Origin of the sequence: Enterobacter sp. RHBSTW-00593 (assembly GCF_013784105.1) — a bacterium.
In the GTDB taxonomy this organism is placed as follows: Bacteria; Pseudomonadota; Gammaproteobacteria; order Enterobacterales; family Enterobacteriaceae; genus Enterobacter; species Enterobacter ludwigii.
The window spans coordinates 618517-641521 of record NZ_CP056393.1 but is presented as its reverse complement, the minus strand read 5'-3'; the positions used below and the strand labels follow the sequence as shown (position 1 = coordinate 641521).

Genomic DNA, 23005 nt, shown 5'->3' with positions numbered 1-23005 from the left:
CATCTTATCACGCGACTGAGCACTTAATAGACTAGTCTCAACAACACGCTTTCCATAAAGGAGCTCACCATGTCAGTTAAAGCCATTGCCGTTAATCCAGACAGTCCTGCTGATTTCATTGAAATTACCCAACCGATGCCGCAGCCCGGCGAGCACGATCTGCTGGTTGAGGTAAAAGCCGTTTCCATCAACCCGGTCGATACCAAAGTTCACGCGGGCATCGTCAGAAGCGGCCTGACAGAACCACGCGTTCTCGGCTGGGACGCCAGCGGCATTGTGAAAGCCGTGGGTGCAGGCGTTAGCGGTTTTAAACCGGGGGATGAAGTGTGGTACGCGGGCGATATTACCCGCCCGGGCAGCAATACCACCCATCAGTTGATCGATGCGCGCATTGTCGGGCATAAGCCGGCAAGCCTCGGCTGGGCTGCCGCAGCCGCCTTGCCGTTAACCGCCCTCACCGCCTGGGAAGGATTGTTTGAACGGCTGAATATCCAGGATGCCGGCCCGGACAAAACGCTGCTCATTATTGGCGGCGCGGGCGGCGTAGGATCGCTGGCGATCCCGTTTGCGAAACATCGCAGCAATGTGAAGATCGTCGCGACCGCCTCGCGGGAAGATTCTGCTCAGTGGTGTCGCGATCGCGGCGCCGATCACGTGGTGAATTACCGGGACCTGAAAGGTGAACTGGCTAAACAGGGCCTGACGTTTGTGGATTACATTTTCATTCTCAATGATACCGACGGCCACTGGGATGCCGTCAGTGAACTGATCGCACCGCAGGGGCATATCTGCTCCATCGTTGAGAACGCACATCCGCTGAACCAGGATAAGCTGAAATCCAAATCCGCCGCGCTGCACTGGGAGTTTATGTACACCCGCAGCATGTACCAGACCGCCGACATGGCGCGTCAGGGCGAGATCTTAAACGAGGTTGCGAAGCTGGTGGATAACGGCGTGGTGGAAAGCTCACTGAGCGAAACGCTGCACGGGCTGAGCGTCGAAAGCATCACCGAAGCGCACCGAAAAGTGCTGGACGGGCATATGCGTGGCAAAGTGGTGGTTGAGTATTGAGGGGGGTGTTCCCCCTCACACCGGCCCTCTCCCTCAGGAGAGGGTTAGGATGAGGGAATTACCCCTGCTCCCCCATCATCTCTTTCACCAGCTCTACGCAGCGCAGGAAACGGCTGTCGTAATCTGACTCCTCCACATGCACAAACTCCACGTTATTTTCGTGCAGCATGTCGATGAGCATGCTCTGGAACTCTTTTCTGTCGACGGAACTGCCGAGGCTGCGGATCCCGTCGGCAACCCACGGGGTGTTGTTTTCGAGCAAAATCACCAGGTCAAAGCGGTATTCGTCTATCAGCGCCTGCACAAACGGATGCTCGCGTCCCTCGTATTTTTTGCAAAACGCCTGGGTGGTGACGAAATCGGTATCAATGAAGGCCACTTTATTGGCGTATTTCACCGCGAAATCAATGTACTGCGCATGACCCAGCGCGATTTTATCGTAGTCGGAGTACTGCAACGCCATCTCGTCACCACCCAGATGAGAGAAGACGTAATCACGCCCGTACTCCCACGCACTGGTGGTGTTAAAGATGTTGGCCAGCTTGTTGACCAGCGTCGATTTCCCGCTCGACTCGCCGCCCAGAATCGCAACGGTGCGCACAAAGAACGGTTTTACCTCGGTTGGGATGTAATCCCAGTAGCGGAACGGGTTTTCGCGGATCAGCGCCCCGCTGATGTTCATAAAGGTACGCTTTGGATCGATCAGCACGGTTTCAATGCCCAGATGCTCGCGGAACTGCGGCGCATCGGACTCTTCAGAGGTATAGATCCAGTTCGGGGTGATCCCCTTTTCGTCCATGAACGCTTTGACGCCATTGCTCCACACATCCCAGCCGTGCGGATACGGCTCCATGCCCTCTTCATTAAAAGCATGAATACGAATGTTTTTCTGGTACTTAAAGGTCTGCAGCAGCCAGCGCAGGCGGTCCGGCACGGTCGGCTGCTGCGACATGGCGCTGTCCTCGAACAGCTGACGGTCGCGGGTTTCATCGTAACCCATGATGATATGCAGCTCGTCCACCTGGCTACAGGCACGCTGGATAAGATAGATGTGCCCGGTATGCAGCGGGTAAAACTTGCCAAATACCACGCCGACGTTCTTTTGCATACGCGGGAATTCAAGCCCCAGAAAGCGGTGCAACGCTTCCAGCTTTTGTGCGCTGGGGCTTTTGATTTTGGCGTTCAGCAGTTGGCTCAGGTAGCCTTTGGTCATGCCGCTGGCATCCGCCACCTGCTGCAGCGTGCAGCCTTTCTGGCGGATTGCGGTCTTGATGTAGTCAAATGATGACATAAATTACGGTGCCTCCTGCAAAATCGAATACGTAATTATAAGTCGTCAAAGACATTTAACGCATCTGCGAGTTTCTTCACGCCAAAGACCTGCATCCCTTCGGGGATTTTTTTCGGCACGTTGGCGGCGGGCACAATGGCGCGGCGAAAGCCGTGCTTCGCCGCCTCGGAGATGCGCTCCTGGCCGCTTGGCACCGGGCGTATCTCCCCGGCCAGACCCACTTCACCAAACACCACCAGGTCCTGCGGCAGCGGTCTGTCACGCAGGCTGGAGACCATTGCCAGCAGCAGCGCCAGATCCGCACTGGTCTCAGTGACTTTGACCCCGCCGACCACGTTGACGAACACGTCCTGATCCGCCATCTGCAGGCCGCCGTGGCGGTGCAGTACGGCCAACAGGATCGCCAGGCGGTTTTGTTCCAGGCCAACGGCCACACGCCGTGGGTTACCCATCATTGAGTGATCCACCAGCGCCTGAATTTCCACGAGCAGCGGACGCGTCCCTTCCCAGAGCACCATCACCGAGCTACCGGAGGTCACTTCATCGCCCCGGCTGAGGAAGATGGCAGACGGGTTGCTGACTTCACGCAGCCCCTGCTCGGTCATGGCAAACACGCCCAACTCGTTCACCGCACCAAAACGGTTTTTGTGGCTGCGCAACGTACGGAAACGGGAATCGGCATCGCCGTCGAGCATGACGGAGCAGTCGATACAGTGCTCCAGCACTTTCGGCCCTGCCAGCGAGCCATCTTTCGTGACGTGGCCGACCATCACAATCGCCACACCGCGCGTTTTGGCAAAGCGCGTGAGATAGGCGGCGGTTTCACGCACCTGCGCCACGCTCCCCGGTGAAGACTGGATATCCGCCATGTGCATCACCTGAATGGAGTCGATAACCATCAGCTTCGGCTGCTCTTCTTCGGCAATCATGCAGATTTGCTCGATGCTGGTTTCCGAAAGCATGTTGAGGTTGCCGGTTGGCAGGCCAAGACGGTGCGCACGCATCGCCACCTGCTGCAGGGACTCTTCACCGGTGACGTACAGGGTTTTCATCTGTTCGGCGAGCTTGCAGAGCGTTTGCAACAGCAGTGTTGATTTACCCGCTCCCGGGTTACCGCCGATCAGGATCGCACTGCCCGGCACCACTCCCCCGCCGAGCACACGGTCAAACTCTTTGAAGCCGGTCGAGAAACGCGGCAGCTCTTCGAGGCTAATATCCGAGAGCTTTTGCACTTTCGCGACACCGGCGTTGCCGGCATAACCGCTCAGGCGTTCATTGCGGGCCACGCTCGGCGAAGCCGCCACACCACGCACTTCGGTGATGGTGTTCCAGGCATGACAGGCGCTACATTGCCCCTGCCAGCGCGGATAATCCGCACCACATTCATTACAGACAAATGCGCGTTTTGGAGCTTTCGCCACGGTTTACCTCGTTATTTCTGATTCACGCTGCCGGAGAGAATGCAGAACACCCCCATCAGGTCAGCATGACGGATGGTGACTTCCGTCTTTTCATTCACTTTAGGCTTGGCATGGTAGGCAATGCCAAGGCCTGCCGCTTTGATCATCGGCAGGTCGTTCGCGCCATCACCGATGGCAACGGTCTGGACGACAGGAATTTCATATTTTTCCGCCAGACGGGTCAGGGTATTGGCTTTGTACTGGGCATCCACGATATCGCCGATCACCTGGCCGGTCAGCTTGCCGTCCATGATTTCCAGCTCATTCGCCACCACGGTGGTCAGGCGCAACGTGTCGCGAAGGTAGTCGGCGAAGAAGGTGAACCCGCCCGAGGCGATAGCCACTTTCCAGCCCAGCGTTTCTAACTTCAGCACCAGTTGCGTCAGCCCCGGCATTAACGGCAGCTCATCACGCACCTGGCGCAGAATGTTCGCGTCCGCCCCTTTCAGGGTTGCCACACGCTGTCTCAGACTGGCAGTGAAATCCAACTCGCCGCGCATCGCGCGTTCGGTCACATCGGCCACCAGCTCGCCGCTGCCGGCAAGCCTGGCGATCTCGTCGATGCACTCGATCTGGATGGCGGTGGAATCCATGTCCATCACCAGCAGACCCGGCGTTTTCAGGTGTGGAATTTTGCCGAGAGGCGCCACGTCCAGGCCGGCATCATGCGCCAGGCGGGTCGCGCGCTGCGTCAGGGAACCTGCCAGGCGGATGACCTGATAATCCTCTACGCACCAAGCCGCCACGATGACCATCGCTGCACCCAGTTTGGTTTGATATTGGGTCAGGCGTTGCTTGTCCAGGCCGCGTCCGTACAGCAGCCAGCCGCTACGGCCAGCGTGGTAATCCAGAGGCATCACCTCATCACCACTTAAAGAGAGCGGCAATCCTGGCCATAAAGAGACATCCGTAGGCAGGTCGCACCAGGTAATGTTCGGCATTGAAGCTCCTGTGAATTCGTTCGCGCCGGAAGGTTCCAGAGGGAAAATAACGCATGAGGCTACCTTGTAACCATCACTTCTGGCAACATTAAGCCGTAAATTTTCAGCAGGTGGAATATGGCTCGCGCAAAACTGAAATTCCGACTTCATCGTGCCGTGATTGTCCTGATATGTCTCGCACTCTTGGTCGCGCTGATGCAAGGAGCATCGTGGTTCAGCCAGAATCACCAGCGGCAACGTAACCCGCAGTTTGAGGAACTGGCGCGTACTCTGGCGCGTCAGGTCACGCTCAACATCGCCCCGGCGATGCGCACCGAAACGCCGGACGAGAAGCGCATAGGTCAGATATTACGCCAGTTAACCGAAAACAGCCGCATTCTTGATGCCGGTGTCTACGACGAACAGGGCGACTTGATCGCCCGCGCCGGTGAGCACGTTGACGTCCGTGACAGGCTGGCGCTGGACGGCAAAAAAGCCGGCGGCTATTTCAATCAGCAGATCGTCGAACCCGTGCAGGGGAAAAATGGTCCGCTCGGCTATTTGCGCCTGACGCTCGACACCCACACCCTGCCCACCGAAGCAAAACAGGTGGACAACACCACCAATATTTTGCGCCTGATGCTGCTACTCTCGCTGGCCATCGGTGTGGTGCTGGCACGCACGCTGCTGCAGGGTAAACGCACCCGCTGGCAGCAATCGCCTTTCCTCCTGACCGCCAGTAAATCGGTGCCCGAAGAGGACGAGGGCGATAAGAAAGAATAGTGATAAAGTAGGCTTACGATTCGGAAAAGGAACTTTGCCATGACGACGTTACGCCTGCTTATCTCTGACTCTCACGATCCCTGGTTCAATCTCGCGGTAGAAGAGTGTATCTTCCGTCAGATGCCAGCCACTCAACGGGTGTTATTTTTATGGCGCAACGCCGATACGGTGGTGATTGGCCGTGCGCAGAATCCCTGGAAAGAGTGTAATACCCGGCGTATGGAAGAGGATAACGTCCGCCTGGCGCGACGCAGCAGCGGCGGCGGCGCGGTATTTCACGACCTCGGCAATACCTGCTTTACCTTTATGGCGGGCAAACCTGAATACGATAAAACCATTTCCACCGCGATTGTGCTTAACGCCCTGACATCGCTGGGCGTGACTGCCGAAGCGTCAGGCCGCAACGATCTGGTCGTCAAAACCCCCGACGGGGATCGCAAAGTCTCCGGCTCCGCCTACCGTGAAACCCTGGACCGGGGATTCCATCACGGTACATTGTTGCTGAATGCCGACCTCAGCCGTCTTGCGAATTACCTTAATCCCGATAAGAAAAAACTGCAGGCCAAAGGTATCACCTCCGTGCGTGGCCGCGTCGCCAACCTGATCGAATTACTGCCGGGCATCACCCACGAACAGATCTGCGATGCCATCCGCGAAGCGTTTTTCGATCACTACGGTGAGCGGGTCGAAGCCGAAGTGATCTCCCCGGATAACACCCCTGACCTGCCAAACTTTGCGGAAACCTTTGCCCGTCAGAGCAGCTGGGAGTGGAACTTTGGTCAGGCGCCGGCCTTCTCGCACCTGCTGGACGAGCGCTTCACCTGGGGCGGCGTGGAGCTTCATTTTGACGTGGAAAAAGGCCACATTACCCGGGCGCAGGTCTTTACGGACAGCCTGAACCCTGCGCCGCTGGAGGCGCTGGCCAGCCGCTTACAGGGCTGCCTGTATCGGGCCGACACGGTGCAGCTGACATGTGAGGCATTACGTGGCGAGTTCCCCGATCAGGCAATCGAGCTGGGCGAGCTTTCAGCCTGGCTTTCGCAGGCCGTACGCTAAACCATGTTGCCCGGCGTGCTTCGCCGGGCGAGTGATGTAACCTGTTTACGCGATAACGTCTTATTCTTATTTTTTAAGCAGGCTTCAGGGATCCAGCCTGCCCCATCTCATTAAAAAATATTATATTATCGTCGGGAAGGGCATTGAATGCTTCCCGGCCTTACGAAAACCGCTAATAACTTTCAATAATAAATTGAACAATAAAAGCGGAAATATGCCCGTAAAATGCGTGAAAATATTCACACCATCTATGCTTTTATATTTTCATTACTGCCCGTTTAGAAATTCTAAATACACCATTTAGAGCAGCCACAATATACTACTGCCCGTGGTTACACCCATATATAAAACCTATTGATTACATTACTAGTCGACAGCTCTATAATTTCTCTTCGTTAAGGAACAACAATGAAAAAAATTCTTCTTGTCGCGGCCATCGCTGCGGCAACGTCCATGACCGCAGCCCATGCGGCTAACACCGCCGTCATGAAAGTGCAAGGCAAACTGACCAACGCGTCATGTACTCCTACAATGAGCAACGGCGGTGCAGTAGATTATGGCAAAATATCAATGGGCTCACTGAGCGCGACTGAGGATAACCAGCTCGGCCAGCGTGATATCACCATGACAATTACCTGTAATTCTGCGACCAAAGTCGGCTGGACAATGTACGACAACCGCAAAGACAGTCTGGCTGATGGCCATTATATTGAAGTCGATGATTCTGCCGTTGATGGCAGCTCGACATTCAGCCCTCAGTACACAAGCGGTTTAGGTTTTACCAAAGAGGGCCAGAAGATTGGCGGATGGGCAGTGTATACCAACCTGCCATATGTCACGGTAGACGGCGCACCTGCTGATGCGATTACCGCGGGAGGCACTAATCTGACTAAATGGAATAAAAATACGACGGGTCGTCTTGTTCTGGATGACTACGAAACCATGTCCGTCGCCAAACCGGGTGAACTCGTGCCGATGGCCTTTACCGAAGCCGTATTCCCAATGAAAGTCTCCATGGCAATCAGGAATACCAACAGACTGAGCATTACCGAAGATACCGAACTGGATGGTCAGGCGACCATTACGCTGAAATACCTCTAATTAAATTATCGCTCAGGCGATAACGTATCTCTGACGGCGAATTTAATTCGCCGTTTTTTATTCCTTTATTCATACTGCATCCATCATATTATTCGCAAGACGTAAATACATACATGATTGTATTTACAGCCCTTAATTAAACTCACAACCGAGTGTAGAATTTCTCATTTCACAAATAACTCTGACCATTAATAGAATTCCCGCGCTTGTGAATCAATACGTTAATTACACGCACACAAGAAAATGTCCACTTTTTGGTTAAGGAATAACAGTGAAAAAACTTCTTCTCGCCACTCTGATTGCCGTGGCTTCTCACGCTGCGCTCGCCGACTCTACCGTTGTGATGAAGGTGAAAGGCAAAATGAATAATGCGTCCTGTACGCCTGAATTAAGCAATGGCGGTTCAATCGATTTTGGCACCATCGCCCTGGATCAACTTTCTCCTACCCAGACGAATCAGATGGGTCAAAAGGACATGTCGTTAACCATTACCTGCCCTTCAGCGACCAAAGTGGCCTGGAGCATCGCGGACAATAAAGAAGATACCAATGCGGCAAATGACCTGACGTCCAGCCAGTTCTACATCCGCGATGCGGCGGATAACGGGGGTGATGCCTGGGGCGCTGGCACCACCTATGGCGTTGGCACCACGGCGGCGGGCGAAAAGATTGGGGCGTATGCCATCGCAACGCGCGTGAATGAAGTTACCGCCAATGGTCTTCCGGCTCAGGCCATTTATGCCCCGGCGTACGTCAACAGCAATGGCGAATACATGTGGCGTAACCTGAATACCGGTATTATTGCCAACGGTAACGCAGAAATTATGACGGCGACCACCCCAGGCAAATCTTCTCCGCTGGCGATTACCAACGTCGTCTTCCCGTTTAAAGTCTCGATGGCCATTGTGAATACCGATCGCCTGACCACGACTGATGAAGCTCAACTGAGCGGCGAAACCACCATTACGCTGGTTTATCTCTGATACGTTAAGGTCATGTTTTCTTTTCTCCGGCGGAGATATTCCGCCGTTTTAAAGCAGAATATAAATCCATTCATATCTGATTGTAATGACTTAATAAAATCTCAATGTGCTCGTTAGAAAATCTAATTATTGCATTCTGTGAATCATTAATAGAATCAGCGGCGCTTGTTATTTAACACGTGTATTCATGCAAGCACTTTGCGGACTAAAAATATCTTTTTTAGTCACTCTCTTTCAGGTTAAGGAATAACAATGAAAAAGCTTCTTCTTGCCACCGTGCTATCCATGGCGGCAACAGCCGTTTACGCAGAACCGACCGCCATGCTCAAAGTACAGGGCTCACTGACCAGCGCAGGCTGCGTGCCGGAAATCAGTAACGGGGGTCTGGCCAACTTCGGTGAAATCGGTCTGGACTCCCTCTCCTCCAGCGTGCCATATCAGGCAGGCCATAAAGATGTCACCCTGACCATCAAGTGCCAGTCCGCCACACGCGTGGGCTGGACGCTTCACGACGATCGTGCGGACTCCAACGCCGGTGCCAGCCTGCCAGCCAACCAGTTCCACGTGGATAACGCTACCGCAAACGGTGGCCAGGCATCTGGCTCCAGCCAACTGAACGGCGTAGGTAAAACCAGCGCCGGCGAGAACATCGGTGCGTATGCCATTTCTACCTACCTGACCTCCGTTACCGCAGACGGCGCGGCGGTACAGCCTATCGCGGCTACCCTGTATACCGGCGGCACGATCAGCAGCAGAAGCTGGATGAACATGTGGACCAGCGGCATCCTCTCCAACGATGGCACCGACGTCATGACCGTTTCCAAAAGCGGCCAGCGTGCACCTTTAGCCTTCATGAGCGCGGCATTCCCGCTGAAGATTGCGCTGGCCGTAGCCCCAAGCGACAAGCTGACCCTGACCGACAAAACCGAGCTTGAAGGCCAGTCAACGATCACCCTGGTTTACCTCTAATCCAGCCCCCTGACGCAAAACTCTCCAGTTACATGGGGAGTTTTTTCCTGACCAGCGAATGAAACCCACTATGTCTACGATCCACACATCAACACGTTTGATCTGCTCACTGTGCCTCGCCCTTCCGGCTTCGCTTTTTGCCGCCGGAATGGTGCCTGAAACCACCCTGCTGCTGATTGACGAAGCGAACCACGGCGGCGTCATGAGCGTGAAAAACACCGACAGCATTCCCACCCTGCTTTACACCTCCATCCGGGATATCGGGGGCGACCAGGGGGTAAAACTCAACGTCACCCAGCCGGTGGTGCGCCTCGAGCCAGGCCAGGAGCAACAGGTTCGCTTTATTCTTGAAACCGACAAACCGCTTAGCGTTGAACAGTACAAACGCGTGGTGTTCGAAGGTATTCCGCCCAAAAGCACGGATAAAAACGTGAAGGTCGGGATCAACCTGCGTCAGGATTTACCGGTCCTGATCCATCCCAAAGATCTGCCGGTGGTCACCGACGCCTGGAAATTACTGACCTGGTCAGTCACCGGGAAAGAGATCAAGGTGCAGAATCCGTCCGCCTACGTGGTCCGTTTCTCCACCTCTGTCACCTTACTGCCTTCGCATACGGAAGGTCTGGTCAACAAGACGTTTATCCTGCCGGGAGAGACCATGACGGTGCAGACCGACACCCCGGTTAACGGCACCGATAACGCCATTGAGTTCAATCCGGCCAGCCGCTACGGGATTGAAGTTGAGAGCTTTACCGCTTCCCTGACGCGCCAGTAAGACAGGGATGTTTTGGTGATTGAGTTCTCTTTGCGTAATCAGACGCTTCGCGCCGCCATACTGGGGGCTTTGACGTTGCCCGCCCAGTCGGTATTGGCGGCCGGTATGGATTTTAATACCGATATTCTGGCGACCCGCGGTATCAGCACCAACCTCGCCCACTACTTCTCCCAGGCCCAGCGATACCTGCCGGGGCCGCATGCCGTGCAGGTAAAAATTAACGGCGTCGATAAAGGTACGCTTGCGATCCGCGTGGGAGAGGAAGGGCAACTGTGTCTGGATGATGACTTTACCCGTGCGGCAGGTCTTCTTCCGCTGAATATCGATGCAAAAGAGCCCTGCCATAGTCTTCTGCAAGATTACCCGACGGCCACCGTCACGCTGCTACCCAACGCGGAGTCGCTTGAGATTTATGTTCCCGCAGAGGCGATGGACAATGGTTTCTATGCCGCGAAATACTACGCGCACGGCGGTGCGGCGGGTCTTATCAATTACAGTGCGTTCAGCAACTACAACGAGTACGGCAGCGGTGGAAACAGTACCTTTTCCCAGGGCAATATTGGCGCCGGTCTCAACGTGGCGAACTGGACGCTGCGCAGCAACTTTATCCTGACCGACGATAACGGAACCCGCAGCACAGAGAATCTCTATACCTACGCGGAACACGTCTTCGAAGAACGGAAACTTCGCATTCAGGCGGGGCAGATTAACGTCAACTCGGCGCTGTTCAGTGGAGCACAAATTAATGGCGTTCAGTTCCTGCCGGAAACGGGCCTGCAACCGAATATTCCGGCGACGACCATTTCCGGCATCGCCCGCACCAACCAGGCGCGCGTTGACGTTCGTCAGTCCGGGCAGGTTATCTACTCTTCGCTGGTAAATGCCGGTCCGTTTACTCTGACCGATGTCCCGGTGGTGCGTGGTAACGTGGATCTGGACATCAGCGTGGTCGAAACCGACGGTTCCACCACGACGTTTACGGTTCCCTCCTCCTCACTGAACGTGAGCGGGATGACGCGCACCGAAGGGCTCAGCGTCTCTTTGGGTAAAGTTCGCGATACCGGGGATGAACAGGGGTCGCCCTGGGTATTTAATTTTTCTGACGGAACCCGGTTTACGCCCCAGCTCACCGGCGTCACGGCGGGCGTGCTGGCAGAGCAGTATCAGGCCCTCGGGGCGATGCTGGAATGGTCGCCAGCCGAGTACTGGCTCCTTTCTCCCAGCGTTCAGATGAGCCGCGCGCAGTTCTACGGTCAACAAAATGGCCGCAAGATAGAATTGCAAAGTCACCTTTCCCTGCCCGAGCAACTCACGCTTGGGGTCAGCGCATCAACCTACAGCACCGGCTACCGGGAGTTAAACGAGGCGATGGACGCTGAATCCCAGCGCTATCAAAGCGCCTGGAATACCAGCCTCAACTGGAACAACGCGTGGGTTGGCTCGCTTTCTTTCCAGTACAGCGAGAATGCTGGCGATGAAGAGAGCAGTAGCTCCCGCTACCTGATGGTCTCCTGGGGCAAGAGTCTGGGGCACACGTCGCTCTCAGTGAACTGGCAGCACGCCCTCAGCAGCAGTGAGACGGAGAAGGGCGGCACAAGTGATGGCGACCTGCTCTATCTTAATCTGGTCATTCCGTTTGGCACTGAGCGCATCAGTACCTATATGCGCAGCCAGGGTGAAAAACAAAACCTCGGTATTCAGGACAGCGGATCGTGGGGTCAAAACACCAATTACAACCTCTCGGTCAATCGCGACAATCAGGACAAGACCCAGTCGTTTAACGGCAATGTTAGCACCAACCTGCACTACACACAGTTGGGCATGGCCGCAGGGCTGAACGACGGGAATCAGCATAATTACAGCACCTCCCTCAGCGGCGGCATCGCCCTGCATGGTCATGGCATTACGTTTGCACCCTACCCGATTAAAGACACCTTTGGCATTGCGCGATTAAGCGAGCCGGAAAGCGGTATTCAAATCACCACGCCCGATGGAACCGTCTGGACCGATGCGTGGGGACAAGCCGTGGTGCCGGGTCTGCGCGAGTGGCAAACCTCTCAGATTGTCATTGATGCCAGCTCCCTGCCACAGGGAATGGATTTATCGAACGGGATACAGACCGTTTCCGCAGCTTACGGCTCATTCGCGCAGGTGGATTTCCACGTGCTGAACACGCGTCGTCTAATGCTGAGCGTGAAACGCCCTGACGGGTCATGGCTCGCCAGAGGGCTTAGCGTGGTGGATAAAGACAGCCGTTATATCGTCAGCGTAATGGATAACGGCAGCGTGTTTATTCCCGACGCCACGGATGCGCCCGCCCTGTATGTGGTGGACGACAACATGGCAAAAATTTGCCACATCACGTATTCGCTCAGCGAAGAAAAAAATACCGAGTCCTATTACGAAAAAGCAGAAGGAATGTGCCAGTGAAAACCTGTTATTCCCTTTTATTCGCGGCGTTTGCCAGCATGATTTTGCTCTTCTCCGCACGCGCGTCCAGTGAAGAGTGTCAGGTTACGTTTTCGCAGCCTGTTGTCTCGTTTGGAAAACTCAAACCTTCGGATATCGCCGCCTCGCAGAAGAACTGGAACCGGATGCCGGCCAAAGAAATTACGGCCAACGTCTTCTGCCCGGAGCCGAGAGTGATGGCCTTGTTTCTGCAGTCCACTGCCGGCGTCAACGGGGGGGTTCTCTTTGGTCTGGACGGGAGGCTGGCCATTATTGCCGACAATATGGTGGTTGACGGGCATGCCTGCACGCTGGCGAAAACGACGGACCGTATCGGTTTTACGCCCTCCTCCAGCCCGACGCAACGCGCGTTTATCAAAAATAATGAAGGTCTCGTTGCCCGGCAAAATGCCGTGCCGGTGCGGGGTAAACACATGAGCTTCACCCTTAAGATTGTTCCCGTCATTAATAACAGCCAGCTTCGTCATGTTGCTGACAATACCCTTCTTGAGAGCAATATGGCCTGGGAATTATTAACACAGGAATAACCCCATTCACGCGTCAGGTACCTGCCTGCGTGAAGCGTAGAAAAGCACTACCGTTACAAATACTGACGGGTTAATACCCCGCAATGTCATGCTTTTTATTTATGTTAAGGATTAACAATGAAAAAATGTTTACTCGTTGTCGCGCTGGCCCTGGCGGCCACATCCGCACACGCGGGCGATACCGCCGTGCTGAAAGTCAAAGCCTCGCTTGCCGGTGCCTCGTGTGTACCGGAGCTGAGCAATAATGGCGTGATCGATTTTGGCAGGATTCATATTGGCGATTTGTCGCAAACCCAGGCTACGCAGCTGGGCGAAAAAGGGGTGATGCTGACGATCAACTGCCCAACGCCAACAAAGGTGGGCTGGAGCATTGCGGATAACCGTACCGATTCCAACGCCAGCACGGGCAGCAGTAACCTGAAGGTGAAAAACGCCAATGCTAACGGCGGTGAGCTTCGCGGTGCGATGAACACCTTTGGGCTGGGCAAAACGCACGATGGTAAAAACATCGGCGCGTACTCCATCTACACCACGCCAGGCGATGTGACGGCGAACGGCAATAACGCTGAGCCTATCCGTACGGCCGTGACCGCGGGAGCGGGCGTGAGCCGCTGGCAGAAAGCCAACGGTGGTACCATCGCCAATAAAGATTTGGGTCTGATGAGCGTTGCGCCGGCGGGCAAAAACGACCCAATGGCGGTCACCAGCGTCTCTTTCCCGCTGAACGTGTCGCTGGCGGTCGAGAATCTGAAGAATCTGTCTTTAACGGAAGATACGGAGTTTGACGGTCAGGCGACCATCAGCGTGGTGTATTTGTAACCGGGAAGAGCATGCCGGGCAGCGGACGCCGCCCGGCAGTACAACATTACTCTTTGTCGCCCAGCAGAACGGATTCCAGCGCGATTTTGATCATGTCGTTGAAGGTGGTCTGACGCTCAGCAGCGGTCGTCTGCTCGTGCGTACGGATATGGTCAGACACGGTGCAGATGGTCAGTGCTTTCGCGCCAAACTCAGCCGCGACACCGTAGATCCCTGCCGCTTCCATTTCCACACCCAGGATGCCGTACTTTTCCATCACGTCGAACATCTCGCCGCCGTCTGGTGCATAGAACAGGTCAGCAGAGAACAGGTTACCCACGCGTGCGTCTACGCCCAGCGCTTTTGCGGCATCAACCGCGTTACGCACCATGCCGAAGTCAGCGATGGCGGCAAAGTCATGGTCTTTGAAACGCATACGGTTAACTTTAGAGTCCGTGCACGCGCCCATGCCGATAACCACATCACGCAGCTTAACGTCCATACGTACTGCACCGCAGGAGCCTACGCGAATGATTTTCTTCACGCCGAAATCGGTGATCAGCTCTTTGGTGTAGATGGAGCAGGATGGGATACCCATACCGTGACCCATCACGGAGATTTTGCGGCCTTTGTACGTACCGGTGAAGCCCAGCATGCCGCGAACGTTGTTCACTTCACGCACGTCTTCGAGGAAAGTTTCTGCAATGTGCTTCGCGCGCAGCGGGTCGCCCGGCATCAATACGACGTCAGCGAAATCACCCATTTCGGCATTAATGTGAGGAGTTGCCATCTTCAGTTCCTTTTATCGTGTTTTTGCCGGGTGGCGGCGGCGCCTGCCCGGCCTGCATGGTGTTCTCCCTCTCCCGAAGGGAGAGGGGATACGCCCGGATGTGTTTAGAACATGGCCTTGCCATATTCCATGTCGGACGTACCAAAGTATTTCGCAATAGTCTGACCGATATCGGCGAAGGTTTCACGGTGGCCCAGTGAGCCAGGTTTCACTTTCGGGCCGTACACCAGCACAGGAATATGCTCGCGCGTGTGGTCGGTACCGGTCCAGGTTGGGTCGCAGCCGTGGTCGGCGGTCAGGATCAGAATGTCATCTTCACCCACCAGCTCCATCAGCTCCGGCAGACGGCGGTCAAACAGTTCCAGGCCCGCGGCATAACCGGCCACGTCACGACGGTGGCCCCAGGAGGAGTCGAAGTCCACGAAGTTAGTGAAGACGATAGTCTTGTCACCCGCTTCTTTCATCTCTTTGATGGTGGCGTCAAACAGCGCATCCAGACCGGTGGCTTTGACTTTTTTGGTGATACCGCAGTTGGCATAGATGTCTGCAATTTTCCCCACGGACACCACGTGGCCGTCTTTCTCGTCAACCAGCTTCTGCAGTACGGTCGGTGCCGGTGGCTCAACGGCCAGGTCATGACGGTTACCGGTGCGCTGGAAGTTACCCGCTTTATCACCGATAAACGGACGTGCAATCACGCGACCGATGTTATAGCCGCCTTCGGTCAGCTCTTCACGTGCGATTTCGCACAGCTCGTAAAGCTTATCCAGGCCAAAGGTCTCTTCGTGGCAGGCAATCTGGAACACGGAGTCGGCAGAGGTGTAGAAAATCGGCTTACCGGTTTTCATGTGCTCTTCACCGAGTTCGTCCAGAATCACGGTACCGGAAGAGTGACAGTTACCGAGGTAGCCCGGCAGATTGGCACGCTTAACCAGCTTGTCCAGCAGCTCCTGCGGGAAGCTGTTCTCGTGATCGGAGAAGTAACCCCAGTCGAAGAGAACCGGCACGCCGGCGATTTCCCAGTGGCCAGACGGGGTATCTTTACCGGAAGAGAGCTCGTGCGCCCAGGCGTACGCGCCTACCACTTCCGCATTGCCGTCCATACCGGCTGCAATTTTACCGGTAGAACCTTCATGGGCTTTTACCAGACCCAGACGGGTCAGGTTTGGCAGAGTCAGAGGGCCTTTACGACCGTTGTCCGCTTCGCCTTTCGCACAGGCTTCAGCGATGTGACCCATGGTATCGGAACCCACGTCACCAAAACGTTCTGCATCTTCGGTTGCGCCGATGCCGAATGAGTCCAGCACCATAATAAATGCACGTTTCATAATTGTTCTCCGTACGTAGTGCTTCAAAAATTATCGATCAGATCAGTATACCGCTATTCGGTGATACGGCGATAGACAGTCGGTGTGCTTTGCGGTGCTTTATCATCAAGCGTAATGGCCGCTTTCACCGCCTTCGCCGCTTCCTGCCAGCTGGCTTCATCTTTCGCGTGGATCACGGCCAGCGGACGTTGACCATCGACGCTGTCACCCAGACGCGCCATATCGGTAAAGCCGACGCTGTAATCAATGGTGTCCGAGGCCTGACGACGACCGCCGCCCATCGACACGACCGCCATGCCGAGCGCGCGCGTATCCATCGCCGAGACAAAGCCTTCGGTATCGGCGTAGACCGCTTTGCTGAGCGTCGCCGTTGGCAGGTATTTCGCGTAGTGTTCCACGAAGTCGGTCGGGCCTTTCTGCGCCGCTACCATGCGGCCGAAGATCTCTGCCGCTTTGCCGTTATCCAGCACCGCCTGAAGTTTGGCGCGTGCGTCGGCATCATCGCTGGCGAGCTTGCCGGAGATCAGCATCTCCACGCACAGGGCCATGGTGACATCGAGCAGACGCGGGTTCCGGTATTCACCGGTGAGGAACTGCACGGCTTCACGCACTTCCACGGCGTTGCCTGCGCTGGACGCCAGCACCTGGTTCATGTCCGTCAGCAGGGCGGTAGTACGCACGCCCGCACCGTTGGAGACGCCCACAATGGCTTCTGCCAGCGCCGCGGAAAGTTCATAGGTCGGCATAAAGGCGCCGCTGCCCACTTTCACATCCATGACCAGCGCATCCAGGCCTTCCGCCAGTTTCTTGGCGAGGATAGAGGCGGTAATCAGGGGAATAGAGTCAACGGTCGCGGTGATATCGCGGGTCGCGTAGAAGCGCTTGTCTGCAGGAGCAAGAGAGCTGGTCTGGCCGATAATCGCCACACCAACGTCTTTAATAATGTCGCGGAAGCGATGGTCATCCGGGAAGATATCGAAGCCCGGGATGGCTTCCAGTTTGTCGAGCGTACCGCCGGTATGTCCCAGGCCACGCCCGGAGATCATGGGGATATAACCACCACAGGCCGCCACCATTGGGCCCAGCATCAGTGACGTCACGTCACCTACACCGCCGGTTGAGTGTTTATCCACAATCGGGCCGTTGAGGTTAAGGCTTTTCCAGTCCAGAACGGTTCCTGAATCTCGCATCGCCATGGTCAGCGATACACGCTCAGGCATCGACATATCGTGGAAGAAAATGGTCATCGCCAGAGCAGCAATCTGCCCTTCAGAGATGGTGTTATCACGAATGCCATTGATAAAGAAGCGGATCTCTTCGTCGCTTAATGCATGACCATCACGTTTTTTACGAATAATTTCTTGTGCGAGAAACACGGTAACCCCCGAGAAAACAGGTTAAATGCGGCGGATGGCCCGCCGCAGGATAAAAATCAGTAGCTGCTTGCGCTCTTACCGTCGCCGTGACCCAGCGCTTTCAGCAGGCTCGCCAGCAGGCTGGATGCACCAAAGCGATAGTGACGGGAATCCGCCCACGCCGGGCCAAACAGTTCGTCGGCAATCGCCAGGAACTGCTGCGCATCTTCAGCCGTGCGCACGCCGCCCGCAGGTTTGAAGCCTACGGTTTTTTCCACGCCCATATCACGGATCACTTCCATCATGATGCGCGCGCTTTCCGGCGTTGCGTTCACCGGCACTTTACCGGTAGAGGTTTTGATGAAATCCGCACCCGCGTTGATGGAGATTTCAGACGCTTTACGGATCAGCGCTTCTTCTTTCAGCTCACCGGTTTCGATGATCACTTTCAGCAGCACGTTTGCCGCAGCACAAGCGTCTTTACACGCTTTCACCAGGTCAAAACCAACCTGCTCGTTACCGGCGATCAGCGCACGGTACGGGAATACCACGTCCACTTCGTCAGCACCGTACGCGATGGCCGCGCGGGTTTCAGCCAGCGCAATCTCGATGTCGTCATTGCCGTGCGGGAAGTTAGTCACGGTTGCAATGCGTACATCCGGCGTGCCCTGCTCTTTCAGCGTCTTACGGGCAATGGGGATAAAGCGCGGGTAGATACAGACGGCTGCAGTGTTCCCGACGGGCGTTTTCGCCTGATGGCACAGGGCGATGACTTTCTCATTGGTGTCGTCATCATTCAGGGTGGTCAGGTCCATCAGTTTCAACGCGCGCAGGCTGCTTGCAGTTAAATCGGTCATAACATTCTCCAACGGCATCGCCGTATAAATTTCACCTTGCGGTCTGTGACTATTCTAACATCCAGCCGCACTTACACTTCGACATTCATCACAGTTAATGAAAACTGCGTACAAATTTGCATTACTGTAATGAGATGAACTTCAAACTTTACTGCTGTCGCTGCTGATTAAAGCAGCGATACCCGGTGTGGGATCAAAAGTCCCCCCGGGATGACTTCCTACAATTCGGTCATCATCCGCAGAACCATAAAGGAAGCGAATATGTCCCACGCCAGCCCTCACGCACTGCAACAACGTTGCCAGCAAATTGTGACAAGCCCGGTATTGACCCCCGAGCAAAAACGTCATTTTCTGGCGCTGGAGGCGGAGAACCATCTTCCCTACCCCGCGCTGCCTCAGGCCGCTCGCACCGCGCTGGAAGAGGGATTTATCTGCGACATGTTCGAAGGCCATGCGCCTTATAAACCGCGCTATGTTCTGCCTGATTACGCCAGATTCCTCGCCAACGGCTCGGCATGGCTGGAACTGGAAGGGGCAAAGGATCTGGATGACGCGCTCTCACTGCTGACCATCCTGTACCACCATGTTCCTTCTGTCACATCGATGCCGGTCTTCCTCGGTCATCTTGATGCATTACTGCAACCGTATGTTAGGATTCTAACACAAGAAGAAATCGATAGCCGAATAAAACGTTTCTGGCGCTATCTCGACAGAACGCTTCCGGATGCGTTTATGCATGCCAATATTGGCCCGGCGGACACGCCCGTTACCCGCGCGATTTTACGCGCTGATGCAGAGCTGAAGCAGGTCGCACCCAATCTGACCTTTATTTATGATCCCGATATCACGCCAGATTCGCTGCTGCTCAGGGTGGCCGAAAACCTCTGTGAATGCAGCAAACCCCATATTTCTAACGGCCCGGTAAATGATAAAATTTTCACAAAAGGCCGTTATGGTATCGTGAGTTGTTACAACTCCCTGCCGCTGGCAGGCGGTGGCAGCACGCTGGTGCGCCTGAACCTGAAGGCCATTGCCGAACACAGCGACTCGCCCGACGACTTTTTTACCCGTACGTTGCCCCACTACTGCCAGCAGCAACTGGCCGTCATCAATGCCCGCTGCGAGTTCCTGTATCAAAAATCCGGCTTCTTTGAGAATAGCTTCCTCGTCAAAGAGGGGCTGATTGATCCCGACCGCTTTGTGCCGATGTTCGGCATGTACGGCCTGGCCGAAGCGGTGAACATGCTGTGCGAGAAAGCGGGGTCACCGGGCCGCTACGGTAAAGACGACCAGGCCAACGCGCTGGGGTATCGCATCAGCGAGCAGCTCGCGGCGTTTGTTGAAAGCACGCCGGTGAAATACGGCTGGAAAAAGCGTGCGATGCTGCATGCCCAGTCCGGAATAAGCTCTGATATCGGTACGACGCCGGGCGCGCGGTTGCCTTACGGGGAAGAGCCGGACCCGATTAACCACCTGCTGAGCGTGGCGCCACACCACAAGCACTATCACGCCGGGATTAGCGACATCCTGACGCTGGACGAGACGGTAAAACGCAACCCACAGGCCGTGGTACAACTGTGTCTGGGTGCGTTCAATGCCGGAATGCGGGAGTTCACCGCCAACGTGGCCGGTAACGATCTGGTACGCGTGACCGGATATATGGTGCGGTTGTCCGACCTGGAGAAATACCGTGAAGCAGGGTCACGCACTAACACCACCTGGCTTGGAGAAGAAGCCGCCCGACATACCCGCATCCTGGAGCGCCAGCCACGCGTGATAAGCCATGAACAGCAGATGCGCTTTAGTTAGTCAGGTGATCCCCTTCTCCTGCGTGGACGGGCCGGGCAGCCGCCTGGCTCTGTTTCTCCAGGGGTGCAACCTGCGCTGCAAAACCTGCCACAATCCGTGGACCATCGGACGCTGCAATGACTGTGGCGACTGCGTACCCCACTGCCCGCACGATGCGCTGAACATACAGGCCGGGCGGGTCTGGTGGCAGGAGAGTCAGTGTCAGCAGTGTGATACCTGCCTGCAGTTGTGCCAGCAGCAGGCAACGCCAATGGCGCACCGTTTTAGCGTCGACGAGATCCTCACTCAGCTCTCTAAATCCGCACCCTTTATTGAAGGTATTACCGTGAGCGGCGGTGAAGCGACAACGCAGCTACCGTTCCTGGTGGCGCTCTTCACGGCGATCAAAGCCGATCCCGCCCTGCAACACCTGACGTGTCTGGTGGACAGCAACGGTCTGTTAGGGGAAACCGGCTGGCAAAAACTGCTGCCGGTATTCGACGGGGCAATGGTGGATTTGAAGGCCTGGGGGAACGAACACCATCGCTTCCTGACCGGACGCGAAAATCCGCAGATTAAGCACAGTATCCGCTGGCTGGCACACCACCAGCGGCTGGCGGAACTGCGATTACTGGTGATCCCGGAGCAGTGCGATTATCTGGAGCATCTCAAAGCGCTGACGGCGTTTATCCACGCGCTGGGCAATGTCCCGGTACGCATTAACGCCTTTCATGCTCACGGCGTTTACGGTGAGGCGGCGTCCTGGCGCAGCGCCACGCCAGAAGATATTGAGCCGCTGGCGCGGGCGCTGGAACAACAGCAGATTGTGGTGATCCGACCGGCGCTTTATCTATAGCGTGATACCAAATACCGCGCGGGTATTCTCCAGCAGGGCATGCGCAATCACCTCTTCCGGCTCCTCACGCAGCTCACAAAGCGCGTCAAAGACCCGAGCGGCCTGCTCCGGGCGATTTGGCTGCCCCTGAAAACCGTTGAGCGGCATATCCGGTGCGTCGGTTTCCAGTAATAATGCTTCGAGCGGCAGCTGCGCCATCACATCGCGGGTTTTACTGGCGCGTGGATAGGTGATGGTACCCCCGACGCCAATTTTATAGCCCAGCGCAATAAAGCGCTGCGCCTGCTGCAGGCTCCCTGAAAAACCGTGCACAACGCCCCTTCGCGGAAGATCGATACGCTTCAGATGCATTGCCAGTTTGTCATGGGTTCGACGGGAGTGAAGGATCACCGGCAGCTCGTGGCGCTTCGCCAGACGCAGCTGCGCATCAAGGATCGTCTGCTGGCGCGCAAACTGCGGATCGTCGCGATAGAGATCGAGGCCGATCTCACCGATGGCGACAAGTTTGTCGCCAGCCGTCTGCACAATGGCGTCCAGCGCGTCGATATGCTCATCAAGATGGTGTTCAATCACAATGGGATGCAGGCCGAGCGCGGCGTACAGCGCCTGGTGCCGCCTTGAGAGATCCAGTACCCGCTCAAAGTATGCCGCTTCAACCGCCGGCACAATTATCGCCTCTACGCCGGCTTGTGCAGCTCGCGTGATGCTTTGCTCTTCATCCCCCGTAAACGGTGGAAAATCAAAATGACAGTGGGTATCGATAAACCGGTACGTCACGCCAGATCCTCATTATCTAACAATGCGTCATTCGCCTGCGGAGCATCCACCAGCGGCATCGCCAGCGCATCATTCGCCACCACCGCCGGTGGGGTAATAATGGCTTTATGACGATGTATAGGCGGTTGTTCAGCCAGCAGTTTGCCTATTGTCGCCAGGAAGTAACGCCCGCACAGACGCCCCGTTTTATAATCGGTACGCAGCGCAGGAACGCGGCTGCCCAGCGCCATACTGACCAGCGGCTTAGGCGGGTAAATTTCAAATATACGCAGCTTACCCGGCGGTTTTTCAATAAAGCGCTGCATGGCGCCGTAGGTCGTTTCATGCTGCTTCGCGATGTTGACCAGGTGTTGCAGGCTGCTGTCGCCTAACCAACGCTCCATGCGTTTAAACCATTGCGGGGTATAGTACATTTGCGACGGGACGGTGCGGATCACCACAATGGTGTTTGCCCCGCGTCGCGCAGCTTCCTGTACCGGCACCGCGTCACTGATGCCGCCGTCCAGATAGCTGATGCCGTCCAGCAGTGCGCCGGAACGATAGAAACCGGGAATGGCGCTAGAGGCGCGAATGATATCCAGCCAGTTCTCTTTTTGAGGAGAGAAATAGCCCGGCGTGTAGTCATCACCACGGCTGGCGCACATCCAGAACTCTTTTCCGCTGTCGAACAGGCGCGCCGCCGTATCCATTGCCAGCGGCATCTGGCTTGAGGTCGAATCCAGCAGCCAGTCGAGGTCAATCAGGTTCCCGCCGCGCACAAAGCGCACCGGGTTGAAAAATTCTTTCGCCGTGGTGTAGCGCATGATCACTTTTCGCGCGTAGCCGGGCTGGTTACAGACATAAGCAGAGAGGTTTTGCGCCCCGGCAGAGGTCCCGAAGTACAGGTCAAACGGGTTGAATTGCGCGCGCATAAACTCGTCCAGCACACCGGCCGTAAAAATGCCGCGCTGTCCGCCACCTTCACACACCAGCGCAAGCGGGCCTGCGCGAAACGGCTTTAACGCCAGCGGCGCAATATTGCCGAGCGTAACGGGAATTCGTTGCCCCACCTC

General features: G+C 55.7%; 21 protein-coding genes. 12 read left to right on the top strand and 9 right to left on the bottom strand.

Features of this window, described 5'->3' with window-relative positions; translation table 11 throughout:
• The first annotated feature begins 69 nt into the window (after positions 1-69).
• The gene (locus HV242_RS03110) at positions 70-1071 is read left to right on the top strand and encodes a zinc-binding alcohol dehydrogenase family protein (protein ID WP_032679592.1); all 1002 of its coding nucleotides are present in this window, start codon (positions 70-72) and stop codon (positions 1069-1071) included.
• Between the two features lie 58 nt (positions 1072-1129).
• Here HV242_RS03110 and nadR read toward each other — a convergent pair whose 3' ends face one another.
• From nadR to serB, 3 genes are read right to left on the bottom strand one after another with little or no spacing between them, the layout of a single operon-like run.
• Positions 1130-2362, bottom strand: a complete 1233-nt coding sequence (gene nadR / locus HV242_RS03105) for a multifunctional transcriptional regulator/nicotinamide-nucleotide adenylyltransferase/ribosylnicotinamide kinase NadR (protein WP_014168543.1) — start codon at positions 2360-2362, stop codon at positions 1130-1132.
• A 35-nt stretch (positions 2363-2397) separates the two neighbouring features.
• A complete protein-coding gene (gene radA, locus HV242_RS03100; RefSeq protein WP_014168542.1) occupies positions 2398-3783 on the bottom strand; it encodes a DNA repair protein RadA in 1386 nt (461 codons plus the stop codon).
• 11 nt (positions 3784-3794) lie between these two features.
• The gene (gene serB, locus HV242_RS03095; protein WP_020885272.1) at positions 3795-4763 is read right to left on the bottom strand and encodes a phosphoserine phosphatase; all 969 of its coding nucleotides are present in this window, start codon (positions 4761-4763) and stop codon (positions 3795-3797) included.
• A gap of 117 nt (positions 4764-4880) precedes the next feature.
• On the opposite strand from serB, the gene HV242_RS03090 reads away from it, so the two are divergent.
• The 9 genes from HV242_RS03090 (at position 4881) to HV242_RS03050 (ending at position 14223) form a co-directional block, all read left to right on the top strand.
• Positions 4881-5525 (top strand): YtjB family periplasmic protein, encoded by a 645-nt coding sequence (locus tag HV242_RS03090; RefSeq protein ID WP_020885273.1) that lies wholly within the window; start codon positions 4881-4883, stop codon positions 5523-5525.
• Between the two features lie 39 nt (positions 5526-5564).
• A complete protein-coding gene (gene lplA / locus HV242_RS03085; RefSeq protein ID WP_014168539.1) occupies positions 5565-6581 on the top strand; it encodes a lipoate--protein ligase LplA in 1017 nt (338 codons plus the stop codon).
• Between the two features lie 408 nt (positions 6582-6989).
• Positions 6990-7682 carry a DUF1120 domain-containing protein gene (locus HV242_RS03080; RefSeq protein WP_020885274.1) on the top strand — a complete coding sequence of 231 codons (693 nt, stop codon included), beginning with the start codon at positions 6990-6992 and terminating at the stop codon, positions 7680-7682.
• Between the two features lie 271 nt (positions 7683-7953).
• Positions 7954-8664 carry a DUF1120 domain-containing protein gene (locus HV242_RS03075; RefSeq protein ID WP_050737520.1) on the top strand — a complete coding sequence of 237 codons (711 nt, stop codon included), beginning with the start codon at positions 7954-7956 and terminating at the stop codon, positions 8662-8664.
• 252 nt (positions 8665-8916) lie between these two features.
• Entirely contained in the window at positions 8917-9633 is a 717-nt protein-coding gene (locus HV242_RS03070) for a DUF1120 domain-containing protein (RefSeq protein WP_025205500.1), read from the top strand.
• Between the two features lie 70 nt (positions 9634-9703).
• Positions 9704-10408, top strand: coding sequence for a fimbria/pilus chaperone family protein (locus HV242_RS03065; protein WP_044857710.1), 705 nt, complete (start codon positions 9704-9706; stop codon positions 10406-10408).
• 15 nt (positions 10409-10423) lie between these two features.
• Entirely contained in the window at positions 10424-12838 is a 2415-nt protein-coding gene (locus HV242_RS03060; RefSeq protein WP_050737521.1) for a fimbrial biogenesis usher protein, read from the top strand.
• Complete coding sequence (locus HV242_RS03055; RefSeq protein WP_230684203.1) at positions 12835-13404, top strand: DUF1120 domain-containing protein; 570 nt, start codon at positions 12835-12837, stop codon at positions 13402-13404. Before HV242_RS03060 ends, HV242_RS03055 begins: the two co-directional genes overlap by 4 nt.
• A gap of 117 nt (positions 13405-13521) precedes the next feature.
• On the top strand, positions 13522-14223 hold the full coding sequence (locus HV242_RS03050; RefSeq protein WP_014168530.1) for a DUF1120 domain-containing protein: 702 nt from the start codon (positions 13522-13524) through the stop codon (positions 14221-14223).
• 46 nt (positions 14224-14269) lie between these two features.
• On the opposite strand, the gene deoD is transcribed toward HV242_RS03050, so the two are convergent.
• From deoD to deoC, 4 genes are all read right to left on the bottom strand, one after another.
• Complete coding sequence (deoD, locus tag HV242_RS03045; protein WP_013095492.1) at positions 14270-14992, bottom strand: purine-nucleoside phosphorylase; 723 nt, start codon at positions 14990-14992, stop codon at positions 14270-14272.
• 104 nt (positions 14993-15096) lie between these two features.
• Positions 15097-16320, bottom strand: a complete 1224-nt coding sequence (gene deoB, locus HV242_RS03040) for a phosphopentomutase (protein WP_020885280.1) — start codon at positions 16318-16320, stop codon at positions 15097-15099.
• Between the two features lie 53 nt (positions 16321-16373).
• Positions 16374-17696 carry a thymidine phosphorylase gene (gene deoA, locus HV242_RS03035; RefSeq protein ID WP_014168528.1) on the bottom strand — a complete coding sequence of 441 codons (1323 nt, stop codon included), beginning with the start codon at positions 17694-17696 and terminating at the stop codon, positions 16374-16376.
• Positions 17697-17752: 56 nt separating this feature from the next.
• Positions 17753-18532, bottom strand: coding sequence for a deoxyribose-phosphate aldolase (gene deoC / locus HV242_RS03030; RefSeq protein ID WP_020885282.1), 780 nt, complete (start codon positions 18530-18532; stop codon positions 17753-17755).
• A gap of 261 nt (positions 18533-18793) precedes the next feature.
• On the opposite strand from deoC, the gene HV242_RS03025 reads away from it, so the two are divergent.
• Positions 18794-20341 carry a YjjI family glycine radical enzyme gene (locus tag HV242_RS03025; protein ID WP_032681699.1) on the top strand — a complete coding sequence of 516 codons (1548 nt, stop codon included), beginning with the start codon at positions 18794-18796 and terminating at the stop codon, positions 20339-20341.
• The gene (locus HV242_RS03020; protein WP_020885284.1) at positions 20316-21176 is read left to right on the top strand and encodes a YjjW family glycine radical enzyme activase; all 861 of its coding nucleotides are present in this window, start codon (positions 20316-20318) and stop codon (positions 21174-21176) included. Before HV242_RS03025 ends, HV242_RS03020 begins: the two co-directional genes overlap by 26 nt.
• On the opposite strand, the gene HV242_RS03015 is transcribed toward HV242_RS03020, so the two are convergent.
• A complete protein-coding gene (locus tag HV242_RS03015; protein ID WP_032681700.1) occupies positions 21171-21953 on the bottom strand; it encodes a TatD family hydrolase in 783 nt (260 codons plus the stop codon). The two genes, HV242_RS03020 and HV242_RS03015, sit on opposite strands and share 6 nt — an antisense overlap.
• Positions 21950-23002: a patatin-like phospholipase family protein gene (locus HV242_RS03010; protein WP_020885286.1), complete on the bottom strand. Its 1053-nt coding sequence runs from the start codon at positions 23000-23002 to the stop codon at positions 21950-21952. Before HV242_RS03010 ends, HV242_RS03015 begins: the two co-directional genes overlap by 4 nt.
• Positions 23003-23005 lie beyond the last annotated feature (3 nt).